Origin of the sequence: Vibrio sp. LQ2 (genome assembly GCF_023920125.1) — a bacterium.
GTDB lineage: Bacteria > Pseudomonadota > Gammaproteobacteria > Enterobacterales > Vibrionaceae > Vibrio > Vibrio fluvialis.
This window is the reverse complement of record NZ_CP085308.1, coordinates 4,014,714-4,040,843: the sequence shown is the minus strand read 5'-3', so window position 1 is coordinate 4,040,843 and position 26,130 is coordinate 4,014,714. Positions and strand designations below refer to the sequence as shown.

The 26,130-nt window shown below is 49.6% G+C and carries 25 protein-coding genes; 16 read left to right on the top strand and 9 right to left on the bottom strand.

Annotated elements, in window-relative coordinates:
- Positions 1-241: 241 nt before the first annotated feature.
- The 8 genes from rfaD (at position 242) to LGV68_RS18705 (ending at position 9,387) form a co-directional block, all read left to right on the top strand.
- Positions 242-1,183, top strand: a complete 942-nt coding sequence (gene rfaD / locus LGV68_RS18740; protein ID WP_233976438.1) for an ADP-glyceromanno-heptose 6-epimerase — start codon at positions 242-244, stop codon at positions 1,181-1,183.
- A 40-nt stretch (positions 1,184-1,223) separates the two neighbouring features.
- A complete protein-coding gene (locus LGV68_RS18735) occupies positions 1,224-2,390 on the top strand; it encodes a nucleotide sugar dehydrogenase (RefSeq protein ID WP_252535863.1) in 1,167 nt (388 codons plus the stop codon).
- A gap of 219 nt (positions 2,391-2,609) precedes the next feature.
- Positions 2,610-3,593, top strand: coding sequence for a lauroyl-Kdo(2)-lipid IV(A) myristoyltransferase (gene lpxM, locus LGV68_RS18730; protein WP_252535859.1), 984 nt, complete (start codon positions 2,610-2,612; stop codon positions 3,591-3,593).
- A 3-nt stretch (positions 3,594-3,596) separates the two neighbouring features.
- Positions 3,597-4,817 carry an O-antigen ligase family protein gene (locus LGV68_RS18725; protein ID WP_222797460.1) on the top strand — a complete coding sequence of 407 codons (1,221 nt, stop codon included), beginning with the start codon at positions 3,597-3,599 and terminating at the stop codon, positions 4,815-4,817.
- A gap of 163 nt (positions 4,818-4,980) precedes the next feature.
- Positions 4,981-5,883 (top strand): glycosyltransferase family 9 protein, encoded by a 903-nt coding sequence (locus LGV68_RS18720; protein ID WP_252535857.1) that lies wholly within the window; start codon positions 4,981-4,983, stop codon positions 5,881-5,883.
- Between the two features lie 74 nt (positions 5,884-5,957).
- Positions 5,958-7,004 (top strand): lipopolysaccharide heptosyltransferase II, encoded by a 1,047-nt coding sequence (gene waaF / locus LGV68_RS18715; protein ID WP_252535856.1) that lies wholly within the window; start codon positions 5,958-5,960, stop codon positions 7,002-7,004.
- A gap of 8 nt (positions 7,005-7,012) precedes the next feature.
- Complete coding sequence (gene waaA / locus LGV68_RS18710; protein WP_222766481.1) at positions 7,013-8,266, top strand: lipid IV(A) 3-deoxy-D-manno-octulosonic acid transferase; 1,254 nt, start codon at positions 7,013-7,015, stop codon at positions 8,264-8,266.
- Between the two features lie 41 nt (positions 8,267-8,307).
- Positions 8,308-9,387 carry a glycosyltransferase gene (locus LGV68_RS18705; RefSeq protein ID WP_222766480.1) on the top strand — a complete coding sequence of 360 codons (1,080 nt, stop codon included), beginning with the start codon at positions 8,308-8,310 and terminating at the stop codon, positions 9,385-9,387.
- Here LGV68_RS18705 and LGV68_RS18700 read toward each other — a convergent pair.
- Positions 9,384-10,097: a 3-deoxy-D-manno-octulosonic acid kinase gene (locus LGV68_RS18700; protein ID WP_252535855.1), complete on the bottom strand. Its 714-nt coding sequence runs from the start codon at positions 10,095-10,097 to the stop codon at positions 9,384-9,386. The two genes, LGV68_RS18705 and LGV68_RS18700, sit on opposite strands and share 4 nt — an antisense overlap.
- Before the next feature lie 154 nt (positions 10,098-10,251).
- Here LGV68_RS18700 and LGV68_RS18695 point away from each other — a divergent pair, with 154 nt between their 5' ends.
- From LGV68_RS18695 to coaD, 5 genes are all read left to right on the top strand, one after another.
- Positions 10,252-11,322, top strand: coding sequence for a glycosyltransferase family 9 protein (locus LGV68_RS18695; RefSeq protein ID WP_252535854.1), 1,071 nt, complete (start codon positions 10,252-10,254; stop codon positions 11,320-11,322).
- Positions 11,315-12,106, top strand: a complete 792-nt coding sequence (locus tag LGV68_RS18690) for a glycosyltransferase family 2 protein (protein ID WP_020332724.1) — start codon at positions 11,315-11,317, stop codon at positions 12,104-12,106. The genes LGV68_RS18695 and LGV68_RS18690 overlap by 8 nt, the downstream gene beginning before the upstream one ends.
- Positions 12,103-13,143, top strand: a complete 1,041-nt coding sequence (locus LGV68_RS18685; RefSeq protein WP_154183735.1) for a glycosyltransferase family 4 protein — start codon at positions 12,103-12,105, stop codon at positions 13,141-13,143. Before LGV68_RS18690 ends, LGV68_RS18685 begins: the two co-directional genes overlap by 4 nt.
- Positions 13,144-13,226: 83 nt before the next feature.
- On the top strand, positions 13,227-14,321 hold the full coding sequence (locus LGV68_RS18680) for a glycosyltransferase family 4 protein (protein ID WP_029628138.1): 1,095 nt from the start codon (positions 13,227-13,229) through the stop codon (positions 14,319-14,321).
- Between the two features lie 85 nt (positions 14,322-14,406).
- Positions 14,407-14,904 carry a pantetheine-phosphate adenylyltransferase gene (gene coaD, locus LGV68_RS18675; protein WP_014204064.1) on the top strand — a complete coding sequence of 166 codons (498 nt, stop codon included), beginning with the start codon at positions 14,407-14,409 and terminating at the stop codon, positions 14,902-14,904.
- Between the two features lie 61 nt (positions 14,905-14,965).
- On the opposite strand, the gene LGV68_RS18670 is transcribed toward coaD, so the two are convergent.
- From LGV68_RS18670 to LGV68_RS18635, 8 genes are all read right to left on the bottom strand, one after another.
- Positions 14,966-16,969 carry an LTA synthase family protein gene (locus LGV68_RS18670; RefSeq protein WP_252535853.1) on the bottom strand — a complete coding sequence of 668 codons (2,004 nt, stop codon included), beginning with the start codon at positions 16,967-16,969 and terminating at the stop codon, positions 14,966-14,968.
- A 243-nt stretch (positions 16,970-17,212) separates the two neighbouring features.
- Positions 17,213-18,217 carry an NAD-dependent epimerase gene (locus tag LGV68_RS18665; protein WP_165881378.1) on the bottom strand — a complete coding sequence of 335 codons (1,005 nt, stop codon included), beginning with the start codon at positions 18,215-18,217 and terminating at the stop codon, positions 17,213-17,215.
- A 38-nt stretch (positions 18,218-18,255) separates the two neighbouring features.
- Positions 18,256-19,092: a bifunctional DNA-formamidopyrimidine glycosylase/DNA-(apurinic or apyrimidinic site) lyase gene (gene mutM / locus LGV68_RS18660; protein WP_024374706.1), complete on the bottom strand. Its 837-nt coding sequence runs from the start codon at positions 19,090-19,092 to the stop codon at positions 18,256-18,258.
- A 35-nt stretch (positions 19,093-19,127) separates the two neighbouring features.
- Positions 19,128-19,607 carry a hypothetical protein gene (locus LGV68_RS18655; protein ID WP_024374705.1) on the bottom strand — a complete coding sequence of 160 codons (480 nt, stop codon included), beginning with the start codon at positions 19,605-19,607 and terminating at the stop codon, positions 19,128-19,130.
- Positions 19,608-19,754: 147 nt separating this feature from the next.
- Positions 19,755-19,922, bottom strand: coding sequence for a 50S ribosomal protein L33 (rpmG, locus tag LGV68_RS18650; protein WP_004728408.1), 168 nt, complete (start codon positions 19,920-19,922; stop codon positions 19,755-19,757).
- 13 nt (positions 19,923-19,935) lie between these two features.
- Positions 19,936-20,172: a 50S ribosomal protein L28 gene (rpmB, locus tag LGV68_RS18645; protein WP_004728407.1), complete on the bottom strand. Its 237-nt coding sequence runs from the start codon at positions 20,170-20,172 to the stop codon at positions 19,936-19,938.
- A 402-nt stretch (positions 20,173-20,574) separates the two neighbouring features.
- Positions 20,575-21,249 carry a DNA repair protein RadC gene (radC, locus tag LGV68_RS18640; protein ID WP_222749980.1) on the bottom strand — a complete coding sequence of 225 codons (675 nt, stop codon included), beginning with the start codon at positions 21,247-21,249 and terminating at the stop codon, positions 20,575-20,577.
- A gap of 108 nt (positions 21,250-21,357) precedes the next feature.
- Positions 21,358-23,037, bottom strand: coding sequence for a methyl-accepting chemotaxis protein (locus LGV68_RS18635; RefSeq protein ID WP_202661160.1), 1,680 nt, complete (start codon positions 23,035-23,037; stop codon positions 21,358-21,360).
- A 196-nt stretch (positions 23,038-23,233) separates the two neighbouring features.
- Between LGV68_RS18635 and coaBC the strand changes: the two genes are divergently transcribed.
- The 3 genes from coaBC (at position 23,234) to LGV68_RS18620 (ending at position 26,122) form a co-directional block, all read left to right on the top strand.
- Complete coding sequence (coaBC, locus tag LGV68_RS18630; RefSeq protein ID WP_020332547.1) at positions 23,234-24,451, top strand: bifunctional phosphopantothenoylcysteine decarboxylase/phosphopantothenate--cysteine ligase CoaBC; 1,218 nt, start codon at positions 23,234-23,236, stop codon at positions 24,449-24,451.
- Positions 24,452-24,575: 124 nt separating this feature from the next.
- Positions 24,576-25,166, top strand: a complete 591-nt coding sequence (gene slmA, locus LGV68_RS18625) for a nucleoid occlusion factor SlmA (RefSeq protein WP_020332546.1) — start codon at positions 24,576-24,578, stop codon at positions 25,164-25,166.
- A 5-nt stretch (positions 25,167-25,171) separates the two neighbouring features.
- On the top strand, positions 25,172-26,122 hold the full coding sequence (locus LGV68_RS18620) for a Kdo(2)-lipid IV(A) acyltransferase (protein ID WP_047463208.1): 951 nt from the start codon (positions 25,172-25,174) through the stop codon (positions 26,120-26,122).
- Positions 26,123-26,130 lie beyond the last annotated feature (8 nt).

Below are 26,130 nucleotides of genomic sequence, written 5' to 3'. Positions count from 1 at the left end.
GTGACTAAATTGATCGTGTTCGTTCAACTTGTTCTCTATTGCCATACCCTACCTAAGTCACATTTTTCCCATTCTTTTATTAAATCAATCATCAGTTAAAAGGTTTAGCAAACTATTCACATAGGTGATTATTAGTCCCGATAAATCTTTTGCCGTTTGCAGTAGGGGGCAGTTCGCTTCCCTTCAACATGTGATTCCTGCTACTATTCCGTGCAAATGTTTTAGGCGTAACGGAAAGACTATGATCATCGTAACTGGCGGCGCTGGCATGATTGGCAGCAACATTGTTAAAGCTCTGAATGAAAAAGGTATCACTGACATTCTGGTTGTTGACCATCTAAAAAATGGCCGCAAGTTTAAGAATTTAGTGGATCTTCAAATCGCGGATTACATGGATCGCGACGATTTCCTGACTCAGATCATGGCCGGAGATGACTTTGGGCCAATTGATGCCGTCTTCCATGAAGGTGCTTGTTCTGCCACCACCGAATGGGATGGCAAATACATGATGCTCAATAACTATGAGTATTCAAAAGAATTGTTGCACTATTGCCTTGAACGCGAAATTCCTTTCCTTTATGCCTCATCTGCCGCCACATACGGCGACACCGATACCTTCGTTGAAGAACCTCAATATGAAGGAGCGCTGAACGTTTATGGTTATTCAAAACAGCAGTTTGACAATTACGTACGTCGCCTGTGGTTAGATGCTGAAGAACACGGTGAAAAACTGTCTCAAATTACTGGTTTCCGTTATTTCAATGTGTACGGCCCGCGCGAACAACACAAAGGTTCCATGGCATCCGTCGCCTTCCATCTCAACAATCAAATGAATGCAGGTGAAAATCCAAAATTGTTTGCGGGTAGTGAACATTTCAAACGAGACTTTGTCTATGTTGGTGATGTGGCAGCCGTTAATCTATGGTTCCTGGAACAGGGTGTTTCTGGGATTTTCAACTGTGGTACAGGTAATGCAGAATCATTCAATGAAGTCGCTAGCGCCGTCATAGCTCATCATGGAAAAGGGCAGATTGAAACCATTCCGTTCCCAGAACACCTCAAAGGCGCCTATCAGGAATATACGCAGGCAGACCTGACTAAGTTACGTTCTGCAGGTTGTGATATCGAATTTAAGTCGGTGGCACAAGGCGTCGCCGAATACCTATCTATCATCAACGAATGAATTAACAATACAACGTCATCAAGCTTTAAGAGAGAACAACATGAAAATCGCAGTCGCGGGGACAGGCTATGTCGGTCTGTCGAATGCCTTACTCCTAGCCCAACACAATGAAGTGGTGGCTCTGGATATCGTCCAAGATAAGATAGAGATGCTCAACCATCAGCAGTCTCCGATTGTTGATAAAGAGATCACGCAGTTTCTGACCGAAAAGCAACTGAACTTTACAGCGACAACCGACAAAACGTTGGCCTATCAAGACGCAGCATTTGTGATTATCGCGACACCGACCGACTACGATCCCAATACCAACTACTTCAACACGTCATCCGTTGAAGCGGTGATTCGTGATGTCATGGCCATCAACCCTGATGCGGTGATGGTAATTAAATCCACGATTCCTGTCGGCTACACCGAAAAATTAAAACAGGATCTCAACTGCTCAAACATTATTTTCTCGCCTGAGTTCCTGCGTGAAGGCAAAGCGCTGTACGACAACTTGTACCCCTCACGCATCATTGTGGGTGAACAAAGCGAGCGTGCCGAAACGTTTGCAAACCTATTGAAAGAAGGCGCCATCAAACAAGACATTCCGGTTTTGTTTACCAACTCAACCGAAGCAGAAGCGGTGAAGCTGTTCTCGAACACGTACCTCGCTATGCGTGTGGCGTACTTCAATGAATTGGACTCTTACGCTGAAGTTCATGGCCTTGATAGTCGCCAAATTATCGAAGGCGTGAGTCTTGATCCTCGTATCGGCAATCACTACAACAACCCCTCCTTTGGCTACGGCGGTTACTGCCTGCCAAAAGATACCAAGCAACTTCTCGCTAACTACCACGATGTGCCAAACAACATTATTGGCGCTATCGTGGATGCGAACCGCACTCGTAAAGATTTCATTGCAGACTCTATTATTCAGCGTCAGCCAAAGGTGGTGGGTATCTATCGCCTAATTATGAAGGCAGGTTCCGATAACTTCCGAGCCTCTTCTATACAAGGCATCATGAAACGTATCAAGGCGAAAGGTATCGAAGTGATCGTATATGAGCCAGTACTGAAAGAAGAGCACTTCTTCCATTCACGTGTTGTGAACGATATTGAAGCGTTTAAACAGCAAGCAGACATCATTGTCTCAAACCGTTTAGCAGAAGAGCTCAAAGATGTGGAAGCCAAAGTCTATACCCGTGACCTTTTTGGCAGTGATTAAAACCTCAAACACACAATAAGTTGCTGGATTCGGCAGATTGGATGGCTACCTTAAGGTGGCCGTTTTTATTCATCAACAACAAAAGATCTATTTACATAGGGGTGTCCAGAAAATAACCTCATACTGAACTTACCCCTACATTGCTTACTGTTTCCCGCACAGTTAACTGTTATACTCGGTCACAATTTTACTCGAAAAGCAATCGAATCCGAGCCTCTTATGTCGTCATCAAACTTTTCATCATCACCACGCAATGACCATGATGATTACGCCTATAATCCGCAGTTCAGTTGGCACTTTCTTCATCCTCGTTATTGGGGGACCTGGCTGGCGGTGATTTTCGCCTGTCTACTGAGTTTTCTTCCAATTTGTTTGAAAAAAGTACTTGCCCAAAGTCTCGCCAAGATCGCTGTGAAAGTAAAAAGTAAGGCGAATACTCGGGCACGGGTCAACTTGCAAATGTGTTTCCCCGAAAAATCCGTTGATGAGCGAGAAAAGATTCTGCAAGAGATGTACATCACCTCTGTGATGTTCTTAATTGGATTTGCGTCCACATCACTGCGCAGTAAAGCATGGCTGGAACACAATACAACCATGCGTGGCTTTGAGCATGTAGAACATGTATTGGAGCGGGGTGAAAACGTTATTCTTCTCGTACCACATACTTGGGCTATCGATATTCCTGCTATTTTACTTGCCTCACGAGGTCACCCGGTTTCTGCAATGGCGAAAAGTCAGAAAAATAAGGTCTCGGACTGGTTAATGCACAAACAACGTGTTCAATATGGTGGCCGAGTTTACGATCGCAGCGTCGGTATCAAACCCTTTATCAAATCTGTGCGCAAAGATGGCTATTTGGGGTACTACTTACCTGATGAAGACTTAGGTCGAGAACACAGTGTATTTGTGGATTTTTTTGCTACGCAGAAAGCAACCATCGCGGGTTTAGGTCGTCTTTCTACATTGAGTAAATCGAAAATCGTCCCTCTGTTTGCCATGTTTAACAGCAAAACCGGGCAATATGAATTGGATTTCTACCCTGAGCTTCCATTCCCAACCGGAGATGAGCATCAGGATGCGAGAATGATGAACGAATGCATTGAAAACTATGTTTCACAACGCCCAGAACAATATATGTGGATTCTTCGACTGCTAAAAACGCGTCCAGATTCAGACATCAACCCATATCAAGTAAAGCTGTAAATAATGAACAATCCAATAACCAAGAAAAATTTGAGCGAAACAGTACTGCTGCTACCTTTCGTTTTTTCTTTCGTGTTGATGATTTGGTTTGAAGGTGCAAGTAAAGTTTTAGTGATTACCACTGTGCTTTCTTTGCTGTGCGCGATAACTGTATACCGAAAAAATATCAAGACTTTCATTAGTGAGAATCTGCGCCAACCATTTCATATACTCATTTGGGTCCTCGCCCTGTTTATATTCTTTCAATCATGGCTAAACGGAGTGAGTTCACGAGAAATTAGAACCATTCTTTGCTTGTCTCTTATTGCTCTCTATTTCCCTTTTCAAAGAATACGACCGTCTTATTATGAAACGATTGTGATTCTTGGTTGTTGCACGATTTTTCTCAATAGTGCCTATTTCAATATCGTCTTAGGACTCAATCGAGAATCGGGCGTGGTTAATGCGATACCTTATGCTGGTATCGCCGCACTGTTAGCCCTTTGGGCTCTTCATTTTTCTTTTGAGGCACACACCTCTAAAATGAGGTTTCTATTTGGGATGCTCGCAATGCTGCCGATCACCTGCTTGGTCCTGACCGAATCTCGCGGAGTTTGGTTAGCGTTTATCTGCGCATCCTTGGTTTTGTCTTGGGGTAAGTTCAAGCTGACTTTCAAGAAAATGCTCGTTGCTGGTGTCGTGGTATCTGCAGCCATGTTTATGCTTTCTGGTAGCTTTATTGAACAGCGCATCGAGAAAACACACTATGAAATCGAGCAGATCCAACAAGGCAATATGAATACTTCAATTGGTCTCAGACTTCAGATGTGGCAAGCGTCACTCAAACTGGCTGATGACAATTGGTTATTCGGACTAGGAACAGGACACGCTGATAAATTAGAGCAACTGTATCAACAACATCAGATATCAAAAGCGCTCTATGAGTTTCATCCTCCACACTATCACAACCAGTTTATCGACAGCATGGTAAAGTCTGGACTTGTTGGTCTTATTTTTTTGCTATTGATGCTGTGCATACCCTTCTTTCTGACCAAACACGCTGACAAGAGAATAAAAAGCATGGTCTGTTCTGTCATCATGCTGTATGTGATCATGGGCCTCACTGATGTGCCATTTTATAATGGCCAAACATTTATTTTGTACGTCCTCACTATGCTTATTTTGATCAACACTTCCTTTCAGTCCACAAAACAGACGAACCATGTGAGATTCAGCGGTGCTTAAAAAATTAAAACAGCTCAACAGAGCATTACGCAACAAGCAGAAGAAACTCAAGTTGAGCTACTACTGTCAGCGCTTTGATAAGGCTCCGCAAACAACCGTTCCACTTCGTGACATCAAGAGTTTGGCTCTATTGCGTTGGGACAACAAACTGGGCGATGCAATCATGAGTGGTTTATTGATCCAAATGTTACAACAATACCGCCCAGATATTCAGATTTCCGTCATCACACCGAATTTTTGCGCAAGTTGGTTTGAACAATCAACCCATTGCAAGATCATTCCTTGTGGGAAACGCGGGGTGAAGACTGCGCGAGCATTCAGCCAATATCGCGGGCAATTTGATGCGGTGGTTGAATTAGGAACCAGTTTTGACTTTAAGGAATTGCTTGCTCTACATGAATTGGGCGCGGCTTATAACATCGGATTTAATAAAGAATCACATCCGATTTTCAACGTTTGTCTGCCCAATGAGCATGTACACTTTAAGGATCGCTACCTTGCGGTCGCCAGGCTATTTTGTGATGTGCCAGAATCCGCAGACATTCCGTTGATTCCTTATTCAACGTCAACGATCGTCGATCCTCATACGACGACCGTTGCAATCAATCTATTTGGCTCCAGTAAATATCGTCAGTTTTCCAAAACGGAAGCCAACAAGTTGCTGAATCATTGGTTACGCGATTTCCCGCAAGACACCCTTTATCTGATTCCTGTCCCGGGTAAGATTGAATTTCTGAAAGAGCTCGTCACTGAACTCGAGAATCCACGCGTGCAATTGTTAAGCGAAACACCTTCGCTGGAGTTTTCGCTTCAACTGCTCAGTCAAGTCGACTTGTGTGTCACGCCCGACACCTCTGTGGTTCATATGGCCAGCGCTTTGAACACACCCATTCTGGCGATCTATGCCGACGACCCTCGCAATTTCCAAGAGTGGCATCCTCTGTCAGATAAAGCAGAAGTGGTGTTTAACCCACCCGCCAAAGACCGAAACGACCGTGTCTATGTGCATGATTTTGAATGGTCAGAGCTAAAGAAAAAGCGTGAATCTCTGCTATCTTCACACTAAAAGAGCAAAACGCTTGTGTTCATTCTTCCTCTACCGCCAGAATGAACACAGCATCAAACGAATCGAAGTATCGAATGAAAATTCTAGTGATTGGCCCCTCTTGGGTCGGAGACATGGTGATGTCTCAATGCCTCTATACTCGCATCAAGCAACAACATCCCGACGCCGTCATCGATGTCATGGCGCCAGCATGGTGCAAACCCATTCTGGAACGCATGCCCGAAGTACATCAAGCGATCGAAATGCCGTTAGGGCATGGTGATTTTAACTTTCTTGGTCGCCGAGCCATCGGTAAGTCGATGCGTGGTCAATATGATCAGGCTTATATTCTGCCGAATTCAGCCAAATCCGCGCTGATACCTTGGTTTGCCGACATTCCAATCAGAACTGGCTGGAAAGGTGAGATGCGTTACGGGTTGCTGAACGATTTACGCCCAAATAAAAAATCCTTCCAATACATGACCGAGCGTTATGTAGCCTTGGCACACCCCAAAACCACCATGGTGGACTCCGCATCATTGGGCGGCCTAGACACCTTACCACGCCCAAGTCTTTACATTGATAAGGATGCTCAGCAACAAACTCGCGATAAGTTTGCCCTTCACTCCTCTCGCCCAGTCATTGGCTTGTGTCCTGGTGCTGAATTTGGACCGGCGAAACAATGGCCGACCGAACATTACGCCGCCGTCGCAGCGGCGATGATCAATGCAGGGAAACAGGTATGGCTATTTGGTTCAGCGAAAGACAGTAAAACCACGCAAACCATTGTGGCCGACCTCAGCGACGACCAAAGATCACACATCGTCGATTTGGCGGGCAAAACCAGTTTGATCGAAGCCGTCGACATGCTGGCCTGCTGCGAGAGCGTCGTCAGCAATGACTCGGGGTTAATGCATGTGGCCGCAGCAGTCGGTTGCCAAGTGGTCGGGGTGTATGGCTCCACTTCGCCAACATACACGCCGCCTCTGGCAGAGAAAAAAGCCATCATTCATACCGATATTGAATGCAGACCGTGCTTCAAACGGGAATGTCCGTTAGGGCATTTGAAATGTCTGAAAGATCTCGCTCCGCAGCGTGTCATCAACGCGTTGATGCAATTCGACAACGCAGAACAGGAGTAATTTGAACAATGCGCCTGATCTATACTCTGTTGCTGATTGTCGCTAGTCCATTACTGCTCTATTCATTGTATAAAAAGAAAGTCGGCAAACCGGCTTTTGGTGCACGTTGGAAAGAGCACTGGGGAATGACACCAAAAGTTAGTTCTCAGAATCCTATTTGGATACATGCGGTTTCCGTGGGTGAGTCAATCGCCGCGATTCCCGTGATCAAAGCCATGAAGCAAGCGCAGCCGGATCAGGCGATTGTCGTTACCACCACCACCAGCACTGGTGCGGAACAAATCGCCAAACTGGGCGACCTGGTTGAACATCGCTACATGCCGTTGGACTTTGCCTGGTGTGTGCGCCGCTTTTTGCAAGCTGTTAAACCGTCTCGACTCCTGATCGTTGAGACGGAACTGTGGCCGAATACCGTACACACAGTGCATCAACATAACATTCCAATAACCATCATTAATGCTCGCTTATCAGAGCGATCTTGCCTTCGCTATCAAAAGTTTTCCGCGCTATTTAATCTGATTCGCCCCTACGTCGATCGCATTCTTTGTCAGTATGAAAGTGATGCTGGGCGTTTTGTTCGCTTGGGTTTTCAACCAGAGCAAGTTCAAGTGACCGGCTCGATTAAGTTTGATATTGAAATTGCACCCACGGTACTCGAACAAGGAAAACAATTGCGTGAAGAGCTGGGCTTAGACCGTCCGGTATGGATTGCAGCCAGCACCCACGAAGGTGAAGATGCCATTCTCCTCGACGCTCATCAAGCCCTGTTAGAGCATTTTCCCCAGGCTTTACTGATCTTAGTTCCACGCCATCCGGAACGGTTTAATTCCGTCTTTGACCTCTGCATAAAGCGAGAGTTTATAACTTGTCGCAGAACGTTCCCAACACCAATGAAACAAGATTGTCAGGTCTACCTTGGCGACACAATGGGCGAGTTACTAACACTACTCAGTGCGGCGGACATCTGCTTTATGGGAGGCAGCCTTATCGGTGATAAAGTAGGCGGGCACAACTTACTTGAACCTGCTGCTCTCGGAAAACCACTACTCAATGGCCCAAGTTATTATAACTTCAGTGAAATTATGCAATTGCTGCAGGACAATGATGCCGTAACTATTTGCGAAAATGCCCAGCAGATTACGTATAATCTTCAACAACTTTGGACAACTTCCCATCTGCTACAAGTTAAGGGAGCTAACGCACAGAAAGTCGTTGAGCAGAATACAGGCGCAATTTCTCGTACAATCGCCAATATCGCCTAGAACAACTACAAGATGGATTTGAACGCAGTGATGGTTAACTCATGAACATAAAATTTTTAATCAGAGACTTAAAAATCGAAGGCGTACAGGTGGTAACGGTGCGCCTGGCTAGACTGCTGCAGGCGAACGGACACAACGTACAAATCATCACTCTGTTCGATCACATTGAGTTACCGGAATTAAGTGATTTAAACATCTCTTGTCTGAATATTCCTCAGAACAATAAATGTGAGAGAGTACTGCTGTCGCATTTTAAATCCTGGTATCAGGACGCTGAGTTTGACTATTTGATTGCCCCACACAGTGAATGTATCAAGTTAATCGCACATTTTTCTGATCAGCGTTTAGTTCCATTTATCCATAACTCGGACCAGTATTCCTACAGTCAACGCAACTGCTTCAAACGCTTTCGATACCGCAACAGATTGGCTAAGCGACTCAAAGGAAAGCATGTGTTGTGCGTCTCCGAGAGTATAAAAAAGTTTACTGAGCAGTGTTGTGGGAAACACATCCAGCCCGCTAGCGTGCTTTATAATCCGTTCGACATTGAGACCATCCGACATTACGCTTGTGATGAAAGCGCACAGGCTTCTCAAGAAAACTACCTGCTTTTCGTTGGCCGCCTAGAAAAACAAAAACGTGTTGATCGCTTGCTTACTTCGTTTTCTTACGTAAAAAATCCGTCCATCAAGCTAGTGATCTTAGGTGAAGGCTCTTTGGAGCAAAAGCTAAAAATACAAGCAGAAGAGTTAAATCTAGGCGAACGAGTAGAATTCAAAAAATTCGACACCAATCCGTACCCAATTATTAAAGGTGCGAAAGCGGTCATACTGACCTCGGATCATGAAGGTTTACCAACCGTTATCATTGAAGCTTTGATTCTCGGCATTCCCGCTCTCAGTGTGAACTGCCCTTCCGGCCCAGATGAAATTCTTACCGGAGAGCTATCGAAATATCTGATTCACTCTTACGATGAAAAAGTCATCGCGGAGAGAATCGATGCATTGTTGGAAGACCGCGACATTCCAGATCTTTCCGCGGGTTATGAAAAGTTTACCGAAGAGAAAGTCTATCAGTCTTTTATGACTATCGTAGAGCAATGGAATAACGATAAGCATTAAACTGTTGCTTGGTAACCGTCCAGCAACGCTTGCCATTCGGCGTCTTGCCATTTGATATTGGCGCGTAACTGCTCTTTGCGAAACGAACGCAGCAGTCGTGCCAAATTTTCTTCTTTCCAGTTATTCCCGTATTGAATGGCACATTTATCAAAATCAATGATCCACACATGGTCGTGATCATCGAGCAGAATGTTGTGAATATTCAAATCGGTGTGATTGACCTGAGCACGATGCAGCTTCGCCACCTGTTGACCAATGCGATGATAAAGCGCCTCAGGCAAAGCTTCGGTTTGTAACACCGCCACCAAGTCCCGCGCATTGGCGACTTTCTCACTGAGAATATCGGCTTGATATACACAGCCCCGACGCAAGGCGCGGGCAGCAATCGGGCGCGGTACATTCACCCCCTGCTCACGCAAATGATGCAGCAATTGAAATTCGGCGCAGCTGCGGGTTTTCTCCCACCCTTGAAACCAATAACTGTCACTGACCAATTTGCCAAACAAGCCGCCGCGGCGATAATGGCGTAACGCAGCTGGCAACGCCGCCATTTGAACAAACCACGTGGTGCCACGCCCTTGTGCGCTGCCAATCACCCGTTGATTAGCTTGCCAATATTCAGGGTCAAACAGCGACGCCAACGGTTCATTGACCCATTGGTCGTCGTACCAAATTGTCTGATGTTTGCTGAGCTGTTGTTGTTTGATCACGTTAGGTTCCCGCTATGGTGATTGGCACATAAGGTGGCTGCTCTCGTCAGAATTGGCATCTTCACACCAATAAAGAGAGGAAAAGAATGCGGTTATTTTACATTTATCGGCGGACTCTGCATAATTTAGCCTCATTAATTGAAGAGCTTATTTGATGCCACTGTTCACTGCGCCTCCGAAGTCGGTCTGTTTTCTGCGCCTGTCGGCGATTGGCGACGTTTGTCATGCCGTTGCCGCAGTTCAAAACCTGCAACAACACTGGCCAGACACCCAAGTGACCTGGGTGATTGGCAAAGTCGAAGCCCAACTGCTCCAAGGTTTGCCGAACGTTGAATTGATCGTCTTTGATAAAAAAGCCGGCTGGTCTGGTATCAAAGCGGTTTGGCAGCAACTGAAAGGGCGTCATTTTGATGCGCTCGTGCACATGCAGTTAGCCCTGCGCGCCAGTTTCGTCACGCTGGGCATTCGCGCGCAGTACAAAGTGGGATTCAACCGCAAACGGGCCAAAGAAGGTCAGTGGTTGTTCACTAACCGCAAGATTGCTGACACCGAATCGGCGCACGTGCTCGACAGTTTTTTCTCGTTTACCGAATTTCTTGGCGTGCCACGCCAAACACCAACCTGGAACCTGCCGATTTCCGAACAAGATAGGCAATTTGCCCGTGCGCAACTGGGTAACCAACCGACCATCGTCATCAGCCCGGCCGCCAGTAAAGATGAGCGCAATTGGGTCACGGAACGCTACGCGCAATTTGCCGATTACGTTATCTCTCAAGGGTATCAGGTCGCCTTATGTGGCTCTCCTGCGCCGCGCGAGCAGAAACTGGCAGAGCAAATCAGCGCCTTGATGACGCACCCGGTACTCAATCTGGTTGGCAAAACCAATTTAAAACAACTGGCCGCCGTCTTGGGCGAAGCGAAGTTAGTGCTTGCTCCGGATTCTGGCCCGGCACATATTGCCACCACACAAGGAACGCCCGTACTGGGCTTGTATGCCCACAGCAACCCGAAGCGCACGGGGCCATACTTTAATATCAAAGATGTGGTGAGTGTGTACGAACCGTTCGTGACCGAGCAGCAAGGCAAACCGCTGGAACTGCTGGCGTGGAGCACACGCGCCAAAGGCACAGACCTGATGCAGGCCATCTCGCTCGATGCGGTCATCACCACCTTTGATCGCATGATGTCAGCGACAACACAGTTAGGTAACCCAAATCATGGCTAATACCACTCCAACATTGGCGGTCGCCCTGATCGTGAAAAATGAAGCCAAGCACCTGCAAGCCTGCTTAGACACGGTGTATCAATGGGTCGACGAAATCGTCATTCTTGATTCCGGCAGCAGCGATCAAACTGAAGCCATCGCTCGCCGCTATACCGATAAATTTTTTGTCAACACCGAGTGGCCCGGCTTTGGTCCTCAGCGCCGTTTGGCGCAATCGCACATTACCTCAGACTATGTGTTGTGGCTCGATGCCGATGAACGCGTGACCGATGCGCTCAAAGAACAAATTTTACAAGCGGTCCACGCCGACAAACCCAACACCGTCTACCAGATTGATCGTCTCACCACCGCGTTTGGCAAACAGATTCGCTATTCCGGTTGGTCCCCCGACTGGGTCACGCGTCTTTACCGCACGCGCGACACACAATACAACCAAGCCTTGGTGCATGAGAGCGTAGAAATCCCATCCGGATTTCAACTGCGGTCGTTAAAAGGTTATCTCGAGCATTACACCTTTGAGTATCTGCCACAGTACACCGCAAAAACGCAGCAATACATGAAAGCGTGGGCTGACCAACGTGAAGGACGCAAGAAAGCGTCGTTGGGCGGCGCAGTCCTGCATGGCTTTTTCCGCTTCTTTAAAATGTACGTGATTAAACGCGGGTTTCTCGATGGTCGCCATGGCTTACTGTTGGCGATGTTAAGCGCCAACACCACGTTTACTCGGTATGCGGATTTGTGGCTGCGCGACTACGTGCGCAAGCAGGAGCAAAAACAGAAATGAACATCTGCCACGTTAACTTGGCATCCGGCTATCACGGCGGAGAAAACCAGACACTGCAACTCATCAAGCAGCAGATTCGCATGGGCTATCAGCTGACAATTGTCGCTAACCCCAAAAGCCCGTTTTTTGCGCGTGTGTCCGAGCTGCCTTGTCGAGTCATCGCCGCCAGCCATTATTTACTCCAACATGGCAAACGCGTGACCGACGGCTGTGAATTGATTCATGTGCATGAAGGCCGAGCCATTTACTGGGCGTGGCTGCAACACGCATTGCATGGCGTGCCGTATATGGTGACGCGTCGCATCGACAATCCGCTGCGCAAAAAATGGTTATCGAACCAAGCATACCGCCAAGCCGCGTTATTGGTTGGCCTGAGCCATGAAATCGCGGCCCGCATTCGTGACGCGTACCCAACCCAAAGCATTGAGATCATTCCCAGCTCGCCAGTCACCTACCCGATTGATGACGCCAACGTGGCACAAATCAAGCAGCAATTCAGTGGCAAATTTCTGGTCATCCATGCCGCTAACATGCTCAAACACAAAGGTTTTGATGTCACCCTGAGCGCAGCAAAAGCGTTGGTTCAGCGCGCCCCTGAGGTTCATTTTGCGCTGTTAGGAGACGGCAAAGAGCGAGCCGCCTTAGAGCAGCAAGCCGCAGGCTTAACCAACGTGTCGTTCATGGGTAAACAGAGCAACATGGGCGATTGGTTTGCCGCAGCCGACTTGCTGGTTCACCCCTCCTACAGCGAAGGTTTGGGTTCAGTGATTCTGGAAGCGATGGGCAATGGCTTACCGGTGATTGGTGCTCGCGCGGGCGGTATCCCGGATATTATTGACCACCAAGAGTCAGGGCTTTTGATTGAGCCCGGCGATGGCCTCGGACTGGCCAATGCGATTGAAACTATTCGCAGCGACGCCACGTTGCGTGAAAAGCTCGCCATCGGACGTGAGAAAAAACTGCAAGGCTTTCTGATTGAGAATACCGCCAAACGCTATGAGCAGCTTTACGCTCGCGTTGCGGCCGGAAAGTCATAATCTGGGCTCGCGACGCGAAAGCGTGTCAGCCACCAAATTTGAACACCGCTGCAGTTTCGCTGCGGCTGAGGTAATGTGAGACCATGAAAATCTTAATTTTTAGCTCCTATCGTGATGCCTGGAACAGCGTGCGTCCGGAAGCGGAGATGTTTATTGAAATGGCCAAGCTCGGCCATGAGGTGACCATCATGACGCAAGGCGATGCGGAGTATGTGCCGCGTTTTCGCGACAACGGCGTGAAGATCATCGACTGTTACCCGAAGAAAAAGATTTGTCTCAACACGATCAAGACGTTACGTCACGCGCTGCATCAAGAACGCTATGACGTGGTGTACGCCATGAACTCCAAAACCATTCCCAACGCGGCATTTGCCTGCATCGGTTTCAAACACACCAAACTGGTGAGCTATCGCGGCACAGTCGGCGGGTTGTATCGTCACGATCCCACCGCCTACCTGACCCATTTGCATCCTCGTATCGACGGCATCAGTTGTGTGGCACAGGCAGTGACTGACGATGTGCGCAAACATGTTTGGAAACGCGCCGACAAAGTGGTCACGATTTACAAAGGCCACGACATTGCTTGGTATCAGGCGCAGCCAGCGAATTTAAGCGCACTGGGCTTGCCGGATGACGCGTTCAGCGCCATCTGTATCGCCAATGCGCGGCCAAGTAAAGGCGTGCACGTGTTGCTTGAGAGCGCGAAACAACTGGCGCCATTACCAAATTTGCACCTGCTGCTGGTCGGTCGCGATATGGATACCGAACAGAACCTGAAATTGGCCGAAGCAAGTGGCATGCGCGATCGCATACATTTCCTCGGTTACCGCAAAGATGTACCGGAACTGCTGGCGGCAAGCCAAGTGCAAGTTCAGCCTTCGATTAGCGGGGAAGGCTTACCCAAAACCATCATTGAAGCCATGGCGATGGGCATTCCTTCCGTGGTGACCACCACCGGCGGTGGTAAAGAACTCTTGATCGACGGCGAAACCGGATTCGTTGTTCCGGTGAATGATGCCTCAGCCATCGCCGATAAAATTCAGTGGCTGTACGCGTCTGAGCAAAATCGCCAAGAGATGGGGCGCAAAGCGCAGCAGCGGATGATCAACGATTTCTCCTGTCAGGAAAGCGCTCAGCAACATCTGGACTTTTTTCAATCGCTATTGGATGAAAAATAATCACACTTGCCGTCAGATTGTCATGATTTGGCGGTACAGTTTTGTTTAGCATACCCTTACACGCACAAACACTGAGTAGAACATTGTGAATTCAAAAAGTATTTCCCGCGTTATTTACCCGGGCACCTTTGACCCTATTACCAACGGCCATCTGGATTTGATTGAGCGTGCTGCCAGCATGTTTGATGAAGTGATCATCGCGGTGGCCGCCAGTCCAAGCAAAAATACCCTGTTTACGCTGGAAGAGCGCGTGGCCTTTGCCAAAGCGGTCACTTCACATCTGGATAACGTTACGGCAAAAGGGTTCTCTGGCTTGATGGTGGATTTTGCCAAAGCCGAAGGCGCCACCGTATTGGTGCGCGGCCTGCGCACTACGGTCGATTTTGAATACGAATTCGGCCTGACCAACATGTACCGGCGCTTGATGCCCGGGTTGGAGAGTGTTTTCCTCACCCCGGCGGAAGAGTACGCATTTATCTCCTCATCGCTGGTACGCGAAGTCGCGATTCATGGGGGCAACGTGGATGCGTTTGTGCCTGAGTTGGTGGCCAACGCGCTGCACAGCAAAAAGATTGTGGAATAACGTCACACCTCAAAAAAGGGCTGCTCACTGAGCAGCCTTTTTCTTGATGTGTTGCGCCAGTTTATGGCGTCATCGGCAACACTTGCGAACGCAGGTAATAATCTTGCAGCAACGAGTACTCTTTGCCCCAGTCCGTCTCTTGCGGTGGGTTCTTCTCCGGTCGGGCTTGATTCAACAGCGCATTGTGTTCGTCCCACGCATAAAACAACCCCGAGCCACTGCTACTGAATGCGCCCTTTTCACTGATAGTACGCGAGGCATTAAAACCGATGTTACTCACTCCGTCTTTGGCCAACAGGTTTTCGCCGCCTAAACTGATGTAATCCTGATTCGACAAACTGAAATGATACAGGGTCGGAAACAGGTCGCGATGCGAACCAATGCGCTGCGGATCATAGGAAAATGGCGTGTGATCCAAAATCGGCTGTGGCACATCAAGGAACAGTGGCACAGCAAACGTCAGGCCGTATTCGGTCGGCTCATCGGTGCTGCTGTAACGCATGCGATGATCCCCGGTCACCGCAATCACGGTATTGTCCTTCAACTTGTCTGAGGCTTTGACTCGGCCGATAAACTGTCCCAACGCATCCGACGCATACTGGAATGTGTTGAGTAACACTTTGGCCTGATCGCCCTGATAACCAATCAGCGAGGACAAACGTTCACTCATGGCCGTTGGCTTCGGCTGATAATAATCCGGCACTTTGTACGGCGAGTGGTTGGTCACCGTCATAATAAAAATCAGCGTCGGTTTTTTCGCCTCCTCCAAAACCTTGTTGGCATACTTAAACAAGTAGCCATCCGGTACGCCCCAAGTTCCGGAATATTGGGCCGCCTCCGGAAATGCCTCAATAATGTCGTTCTCATCGTACACGCGGTCAAACCCTTGTACCGGCAAATAGTTGGCCAAATTTCGCCACATGCCATTGCCGCCATACAGGAATGTGACTTCATAGCCCGCGCGCTTATAAGGCAGAACAGCTGAGCTTGGCAGCGCAATGTTTTGGATCGATGAGTGGCTGATCGTCGCCACCGGGCTGTGGAACAACGTCATGACAATGCTGTCGATGGTCGCCGACGTGCCCGCCATAAAGCGCTCGAATAAGAAACCGTTCCCCCAATACGGACGCAGGCTCCCCAGTAAATCGTTCGTCTGCGGATCGTCTTCCACCAAAATATTCATGCCCATGCTTTCCATCATCGCGACCACGACATGCGGTGGATTGTCAGCAAGGAAAGGGTTGGTCGGTACATGATAATTTGGCGTCGGCTGACCGAGCATCTTTTCCATCTGCGCGGTCAATATGCGTTGTGACACAGGGTCAAAACGGCGCTGCTCTTTGTAATCAGTTGTCGCCCAATCAAGCGCCATAAACACGTTCGGCGTGATCATATTCAGCGGTTTGTACTGCGACACACTGGCGTGATAGCGCTTAAGCGGATGGCTATCGAGCGAACCGCGTGCGACCGCGAACGTGACCACAATCGTCAGCAAGACCACCAGAGAGGTCATGCTCCAATGCCAATACATGCGTGGACGTAACTGTCCCAGCGTTGTACGCAAGAACCAGCGCGAAGAGACATAAGCCAGCAATGCGGCCAACACGGCCAGCAACGAACCGCGCATGATAGGGTAATCTTGCCACATATTGATCAGTACGGCGTTAGTGTCATCCTCCCACAGACCAAAGACAAACAGGTCAACGTAGCTGCCATAAGTCAGGTAATAGTAGTAATTACCGATGCCTCCGACTACATACAAAAAGGCAATCACGCTGTGATAACCCAAGGCAAATTTCAGCCAGCGGCGGTAGATATTGTGAAACGCAGCGGCAATTAAACCGCTGAGCAACAAGGGGGCGTAAGCAATAGCGGTGACCTTGGCATCAAACCGCCCACCGACCCAGAACGCCCGCCCAATATCATCACTGACCCCGGCCTCCGGCAATACATCGCGAATGTGAAGAAAAAACACCACACGGGCAATCAGCAACAGGCTGAAGGAGAACAGGAAACACTGGAGTAACAGCAGACACAGCTGGCGCAGATGAGATGGATACTTCATTTTTATGGACAACAAACAGGTGGACAATCTGACGAGCGAAAAGCGAGTGTTTTCTTGGTCAGGGAATAAAATCAGTCAGTCACATTAGCAAGAATGATACCGAATTCAGGGCATCAAATTCAGGGAATAATATGGCGTTGAGCCAGAGTTGGCTCATCAATATCTGAGCATCCGGCAAAGCGGAAGATTATCGTTTACAGCACGGGACACAAGTCCCGGCCGCAAAGAGTGTGTGAAGTATCGCTATACAGAATAGAATTCTTTGTACCATTTCACAAAATTCGCCACGCCTTGTTCAACCCCCATCTGAGGTTTGTATTGCGTCGCGTTGAATAGGTCTTGAGTGTCAGCGTACGTCACATACACATCACCCGGCTGCATCGGCAGCATGTTTTTCTTCGCTTCTATACCCAACGCCGATTCCAGTGCTTTGATGTAATCCATCAGTTTCACCGGGCTGCCGTGACCAATGTTATATACACGGTAAGGTGCTGAACTGGTCGCTGGCGATCCTGCTTCCACGCTCCACTCTGCATTCGGCTCAGGTACCACATCTTTGATACGCAGGATGCCTTCAACGATGTCATCAATGTAGGTGAAATCACGCTTCATATCGCCGTTGTTATACACATCGATAGCGTCACCATTGATGATAGCTTTAGTGAATTTAAACAGCGCCATATCCGGACGTCCCCAAGGACCATACACGGTGAAGAAACGCAGCCCTGTTGTTGGTACACCGTACAGGTGAGAGTATGTATGCGCCATCAGCTCATTAGACTTTTTGGTCGCAGCGTAGAGGGAAATCGGGTGATCCACACTATCCGACGTGTTGAATGGCGTTTTGCGGTTCAGACCGTACACCGAACTCGACGATGCATAGACCAAGTGCTTGATTTTGTGATGGCGGCAACCTTCCAGAATGGTCAGATGGCCGACCAGGTTGCTGTCGGCATACGACATCGGGTTATCAATCGAATAACGTACGCCCGCTTGCGCTGCCAGATGAATGACCTTATCAAACTGTTCAGCCGCAAACAGATCGGCAATCGCTTCGCGATCCGCGATGTCCATTTCAAGAAACGAGAAACGTTCATGTGCAGCTCGCTCCAAGCGCGCGTCTTTCAACGCCACATCGTAGTAGTCGTTCAGGTTATCAATGCCCACCACATCGTGGCCTTCGGCGCACAGACGCTCAACGACCGCTGAGCCAATAAAACCCGCGGCACCAGTTACTAAATATTTCATACCATTCTCTCTTCAGAACGAAAGCTACACGCGTTATATCATAATTTTGCGGTATTTTCCGGCTCGGCAGGCTGACAATGCAAGCAAAAGAACGAGTTGCGTTGGCCAATTTTCAGCTCGGCGATTTTCTCGCCGCAGCGAGGGCAAGGTTGACCCTTCTTGCCATACACCTGTAACTCCTGGGCAAAATAGCCTGGTTTTCCATCCGCTTGGGCAAAATCTTTCAGCGTGGTGCCACCTTGCGCAATAGCGGTAGTTAAGACCGCTTTGATGTCAGCCACCAGAGAAATCCACTCGGCTTCACTCAGAGAATGGGCAGGTCGCAGCGGATGAATATGAGAGCTGAACAGCGACTCATTGGCGTAGATATTGCCCACACCGACGACAATTTTGTTGTCCATGATAAACGACTTCACCGCCACCCGCTTATTACGCGCCTTATTTTGCAGATACTCAGCATTAAACGCCTCCGTCAGTGGCTCTGGCCCCATATGGCCCAGCACTTCGTGACTCTCGCCGACCGGACACCATAACCAGGCACCGAAACGGCGCGGATCGTTGTAGCGCAGTACTTTGCCATTGGTCAGCGTCAGATCCACGTGATCGTGTTTGGCGGGTGGAAAATCGCCATCCAACACGCGCAGTGACCCTGACATGCCTAAATGGACGATAGCGCTGCCCACCGGTGTTTCAATCATTAGATATTTGGCGCGGCGAGAAATGGCGGTGATGACCTGCCCTTCCATCTGCTTCAATTCAGCGGGAATATCCCAACGCAGTTTAGGCGTACGGAACGTCAGCGAACGCACTGTTTCTCCCACCAGATGCGGCGAGATACCCATTCGGCTGACTTCAACTTCCGGGAGTTCTGGCATGTTGTGTAATTAAACCTCTAATGATGGAGCGGTGCTCAGGATGACGGCAGCAGGTAACCATTGTCGACAGAGATGGCGATCCACTTATCCTGCCAGTTCTTAAACAGCCAGAACTGTGGCGTACGGTAATAAGTGATCCTTTGCGGCTCTTCCTGATCGCTATACCACACTTCGATCGTCTGCGGACTGCGTAAATTCGGTTGCAACGACAGATAGGTCTCATCGTTCACTTCCGTACCAACCAGCTCTTGCCAACGTTTCACCAGCTCTTCCGGAGCCACCTCTGTCGGTGGTGTGGCTCGCCAGCGACCCTGATTCAGCTCCAGTGACAAACGGGCAAAATGCATAGCCTGTAACTTGGCGTGCGGATTGAGTAAGGTTGGATACGAGCTAACCTCCGGTTCGATCAAATACGATTTGATGAACGCAGGCAGATTCAACACTCCGATAAACACAATCACCGCCAGAATCAGAATGTTATTCCATCGGCGACGACGATGAGGCGCGACGCGCATAATCGCTGTCCTTAGTTGATTACGATACCGCTAGAGTAGCAGAGGAAGAAAAGAGATCCTAGATAAGTGCTTGGCAGGACACCGAAAGCAGAAAAGAAAAAACCCAGCCAAGAGGCTGGGTTTTTATCGTTCCAAGGAAGCCATCAATTACTTGATTTTCGCTTCTTTGTATACAACGTGCTGGCGTACAACTGGATCAAATTTCTTGATCTCAAATTTGCCTGGCATGTTGCGTTTGTTCTTGTCAGTTGTGTAGAAGTGACCAGTACCAGCAGAAGATACTAGACGGATTTTCTCACGAATGCCTTTAGCCATTGTTTAATTCCTCTTAAACGTTTTCGCCACGTGCACGGATATCAACAAGAACAGCATCGATGCCTTTCTTATCAATGATACGCATGCCTTTAGCAGTTAGACGTAGTTTAACAAAACGTTTTTCGCTCTCTACCCAGAAACGATGAGTTTGTAGGTTCGGCAGAAAACGACGCTTAGTAGCATTTCGTGCGTGTGAACGGTTGTTACCCGTTACTGGACGCTTACCAGTTACTTGGCATACTCGGGACATGAATGTCTTCTCCAAATCGTTTCAGCTCGATATCAACCTTGGTGGCCGAACCTCTCTCTTTCTACATAAGAAGTTGAGGTTAAAAACCGTTATGGAAAATCCATACAAGGCTATCAAAGGTCGCGCATTATACTAACTTGACACGCATTGCTCAAGACCCGAACAGATCCTTTTTACAGGATTACCTGATCTTTTTTGTGTTGAGCTGAATTGGGGTTAAAAAATGTGTGCGAATCATACCAGAAAACCACAGAAAGCTAAGCATTTTTTGTGCATTCAAGTGAATTGCTGATAAGGGCTGTCGGAATTTTCCTGATAAAAAGTGAAAGTTTGTCCCTACAGCCTTGTATTTGCTCAATAGTTTAAACTTTCAACAACCCGAAATTTATTTTTTGTGTCGCTTTATATCCAGCCCCGCTCCGCAAATGAGACCACGTCACCGTCACCCACTACGAAGTGATCCAACACGCGAATGTCCACCAGCGCTAAAGCATCGGTTAGACGCTGCGTGATCCTTCGGTCCGCCTGACTGGGTTCCGCAACACCGGACGGGTGGTTGTGTGCCAGTATCAGCGCCGCCGCGTTGTGGTACAGTGCGCGTTTGACCACCTCTCGCGGGTAGACGCTCGCCGCATCAATCGTACCTTCAAACAGCACTTCATCACGAATCACGCGGTGTTGGTTGTCGAGAAACAGAATGTAGAACGCTTCACGCTGGCGATCGCGCAGCACACTCGACAGATACAGTTTGGTCTGCTGCGGACTGGTGAGCGCTTCGCCGCGTTTGAGCGTTTCTGCCAGATAACGCTGAGTCATCTCCAACACCGCCTGCAACTGAACAAATTTCGCTTCGCCAAGCCCTTTGTGGGCACAAAACTGATCCTTGGTGGCGGAAAACAGGGCGCGCAGCGATCCAAACTCGCGCAGCAGAAAGTCGGAGAGTTCGAGGACATTCATACCCTGAGTGCCAGTGCGCAGAAAAATCGCCAGCAATTCAGCATCGGATAATGCCTGAGGGCCGCGTAACAACAACTTTTCACGCGGCATGGATTCGTTGGGAAGGGATTTGAGGCTCATGTATGGCTCCTGTGATTTGCCATACTCAAGCCGATCTCTCCCTCAGGCTGCAAGCGGCCTGAGGGATCTTTAGAGCGGCGTCATTCAGCGGTGCAACGCCGTTGTCAGTTAAAGCTTAAAGTGACCGACCAGGTTCCCCATTTGCTGGCCCGATTGTGCCAAACGGGTGCTGATCGATTCTGAACGCTGCAGGTTATCGCTAAGCTCATTGACTATCTGCTGAATCGCGACCAGGTTTTGGTTGATGTCTTCCGCCACTGCGCTTTGCTGCTCAGCGGCAGAAGCGGTCTGAATCCCCATATCGTGAATGACACTGACCGCATCGGAAATGCCAGACAAACTGTCTTTAATCTGCACCGATTCCAGCGCGGTTTTTTCGCCGCGATCCTGACTCAGTGCCATACTGCTGACCGCTTTACTCACCCCTTGATGCAGCGCCTGCAGCATCTCACCGATTTCCTGTGTGCTGTTTTGCGTGCGGCTTGCCAATGAGCGTACCTCGTCGGCCACGACGGCAAAACCGCGGCCCTGCTCGCCAGCGCGTGCTGCTTCAATTGCCGCATTCAATGCCAGCAGGTTGGTTTGTTCAGCGATATCCCCAATCACGTTCAGAACTTTCGTGATCTGCTCCGTTTGCTGGCTCAGTTCCTGAATCGCATCCGAAGTCAGGTTGACTTCATTCACCAGCTCACCAATGCCTTCTATCGCCAGATTCACCTCTTTCTGCGCATCCATGATCTGGCGGTTGGCAGAATCAATCGCCTGAGCGGTAGAGTTGGTGTTATTGGCCACTTCACGGGCTGTGGCGCTCATTTCGGTTACCGCGGCAACCACTTTGTCGGTCTCCATGCAGTGGCTGTTCATTTGCTGGCTGGACTGCGTGGTTTGCACATCGAGATCGGCCGCGGCAGACTGCACGTCCTGCGCCGAGGTACGCAGATCGACAATCAGCGGATGCAGTTTGTCCATAAAGGCATTGAATGCTTGCGCAACTTCGCCCACTTCATCGTGGCTTTCGACTTTCAAACGCGCGGTGAGATCGCCGCCACCCGCCGCGACCGCTTTCAGTGAGTCCACCACGTGCTGCAACGGCGCCACGCCGCGCGCAACCAGCACGCTCACCACGATGATAGTCAGCACAAGGCCGACGACGGAAAGACCAACTGCCGACAGGGTTTGTTCATACAGCTGCGCTTCGCGCTGCGCCTTAAACTGCGCGACCTGAGTATCGATGTCATCAATATAGATACCAGTTCCCAGCACCCAGTCCCATTTCGGCAGATATTCCGCATACCCCAGTTTAGGCGCCTGCGCATCAATCGACGGTTTGTGCCACGAGAAATAAAGGAAGCCGTCGCCCGATTTTGCCGCTTGGATCAATCCGGCGATCACCGGCACGCCATTTTTATCTTTCAGATCGTAGAGATTCTTGCCTTCCAATGACGGATTGATGGCGTGCAGCGTGTTGATGCCTTTGGAGTCATAGGCAAAAAAGTAGCCATCGCTGTCAAAGCGCATCGCTTTGAGAATCGTTTTCGCCTGCGCTTTGTTTTCCCCGCTCTGATCGGCGTCGTACAGCGATTTCACTGCAGTGACACCCATCATCAGGTAGGCTTTGAGCTCCGCTTTGCGGCTGTCGACCAGCTGCGCGCGGTATTGAGTCAGTTCTTGGTCGAGGGATTTCATCCCATTCCAGTAATACACCGCCGTGACCATGGCAGTAATTATCACCAAAGGAATGACCGTTAGCAGTAAAAGTTTAGTTCGGCTTCTCAGGGAGGTAATCATAAAGGTCCTTGTGCTTTATTATTGGTTTTTATAAAACAGTATGTTGCATAATCCAGAAAGAATATCTGTGAGGCTGGCATAACTTTGCAGCGTCCGGCTGAGGATTTATTACCTCCACATGCCGAGATTTGACACAGCTCCGACATCTTTCTGGAGTTGTGCTAACATAGCGCGCAGAATTTTTGAGGAATCCAGCATGCAAACATTGGCAGGAAAAAAGATTCTGCTTGGTATCAGCGGCGGTATCGCGGCGTACAAATGTGCAGAATTAACCCGTCGCCTGATTGAGCGCGGCGCCGACGTTCAGGTCGTGATGACCAAAGCGGCAAAAGAATTTATCACGCCTTTAACGATGCAAGCGGTCTCCGGTCGCCCTGTCTCTGACAGCCTGCTCGACCCGGCCGCCGAAGCGTCGATGGGCCACATCGAACTTGCCAAGTGGGCCGATCTGGTTCTGCTGGCTCCGGCCACCGCCGATCTGATCGCGCGCATGGCCGCAGGGATGGGCAATGACTTGCTCACCACTCTCGTACTGGCGACGGATGCGCCTGTGGTCGTTTCTCCGGCAATGAACCAGCAGATGTACCGCAATATCGCGACTCAAGAAAACATTGCCACTCTGGCTCGTCGCGGCATGCAGATCTGGGGACCAGCCGCCGGTGAACAAGCGTGTGGCGATATCGGCCCGGGCCGCATGCTCGAACCGATGGATCTGGTGCATCGCTGTGAGGATTTTTTCGGCCCAAAGCCGCTCGCAGGTAAACGCGTCCTGCTGACCGCGGGCCCGACCCGGGAAGCGCTCGATCCGGTGCGTTACATCACCAATCACAGTTCCGGAAAAATGGGCTTTGCGATTGCCGATGCGGCGGCGAAACTGGGAGCGCAAGTGACGCTGGTCAGTGGCCCGGTGAATTTAACAACGCCTGCCAACGTGTCGCGTATCAATGTAGACAGTGCCATCGACATGCACCAAGCGGTGATGGCGCACGCAGGCGAGCACGACATTTTTATCGGCTGCGCGGCGGTGGCAGATTACCGTCCGCAGAGCATGGCACAGCAAAAAATCAAAAAAACCGACGACAGTGATACGCTCAGCGTCACTATGGTCAAAAATCCGGACATCGTCGCCTCGGTCGCCGCGATGACCGATAACCGACCATTTACCGTCGGTTTTGCCGCCGAGACACAGGATGTGGAAAAATACGCGCGCGGCAAATTGGTGAAGAAAAATCTCGATATGATCTGTGCCAACGACGTCTCCGTCGCCGGCCAGGGGTTCAACAGCAACGACAATGCCCTCACGGTGTATTGGCGCCCGAGTGAACCAAGTGCACCCAGTGAGCAATCACTGCCATTGGCCTCCAAAGCCGAATTGGCACAAGCACTGATGCTGTTGATCAACGACAAACTGTAAGCGGCTCCCCGCCTGCTTACACCATTTTATCGAAACGCTCTGAAGTGAGGTTGGGGCGCGAAACAGTGACCGTTTCGCCCGACTCATTTCTAACCAAGCAGTGGTATTAAAAGGAAACACGGTTATGGCCGTCAGTAAGAAAAGCAATCGACGTGAAGAAATTCTCCAAGCCTTAGCAGAAATGCTGGAGTCGCACGAAGGCGCCTCGCGCATCACCACCGCCAAACTGGCAAAACAGGTCGGTGTCTCTGAAGCGGCGCTGTATCGTCACTTTCCCAGCAAAGCACGCATGTTCGAAGGTCTGATCGAGTTCATCGAAGAGTCGTTGATGTCGCGCATCAACCGCATTCTGGATGATGAAAAAGACACCCTGAACCGTATTCGTCTGGTAATGCAACTGCTGCTGGCGTTTTCAGAACGTAACCCCGGTCTGACAAGAATTTTGTCCGGCCATGCTCTAATGTTTGAAAATGAGCGTCTGCGTGAGCGCATCAATCAGCTGTTCGAGCGCATCGAGACCTCACTGCGTCAGATTCTGCGTGAACGTAAAATTCGTGAAGGCAAATCATTTCCTGTTGACGAAAACATTCTGGCCGCCCAGTTACTCGGTCAGGTCGAAGGCAGTCTGAACCGCTTCGTGCGTTCCGATTTCAAATACCTGCCCACGGCCAACTTCGACGAATACTGGTCGCTGCTGAGTGCTCAGATTAAGTGAACCCCATGAGTCAAGACAAATACGGCAAACCTCAATTCACCCTGTCTCTGCTGCACCCTAAAAACTGGGGCGTGTGGCTGGGATTCGGCACCCTCGCGCTGATCGTTAACCTGCTGCCTTATCCTGTATTGCTGAAACTCGGCCAGAGCTTAGGCTTGTTGGGCATGCGTTTGGGTAAAAAACGCGTGCACGTGGCCAAGCGTAACTTTGAACTGGCGTTTCCTGACAAAGGCAGCGACGAGATCGATCAGATGGTGGTCGAGAACTTCAAAAATACGGGTCTGGCACTGATTGAAACCGGCATCACCTGGTTCTGGCCCACCTGGCGGTTCAAACGTCGTATTGTTGAGAAAGACTTGGCGGTCTTGCGCGAATACAAAGCCAACGGCCAAGGCGTGCTGCTGTGCTGCGTGCATGCCCTCAACCTGGAAATTACCGCGCGTGCGTTTGCCGTGCTGGGTCTGCCGGGTTATGGCGCGTTTCGCCCACACAACAACCCCGCCTACAACTTCATTCAGTATTGGGGCCGCACACATAATGGCAACGTACTGATTGACCGTAAAGACGTGAAGAAAATGATTCGCGTTATGCGCCAGGGTGAGCTGCTGTTCTATTTGCCAGACCACGATTACGGGCGTAACAAATCGGTATTCGTACCGTTTTTTGCAGTGCAAGATGCGTGTACCACCACCGGCACCAGTATTCTGGCGTACACCAGCCACTGCGCCATCGTGATGGGATCCGGCTTTCGTAACGACGAAGGCAAGTATGAACTACTGGCCGACATCTCCGTGGGAGACAACTACCCACAAAAAGATGAAGTCGCCGCCGCGGCCTATATGAATAAGTACGTGGAAATGGTCATCATGCGCGCGCCAACGCAATGGATGTGGCTACATAAACGCTTTAAAACCATGCAGGATCCGAATGTGCCGAAAGGTATCCGTTACCAATAATGCCTGCA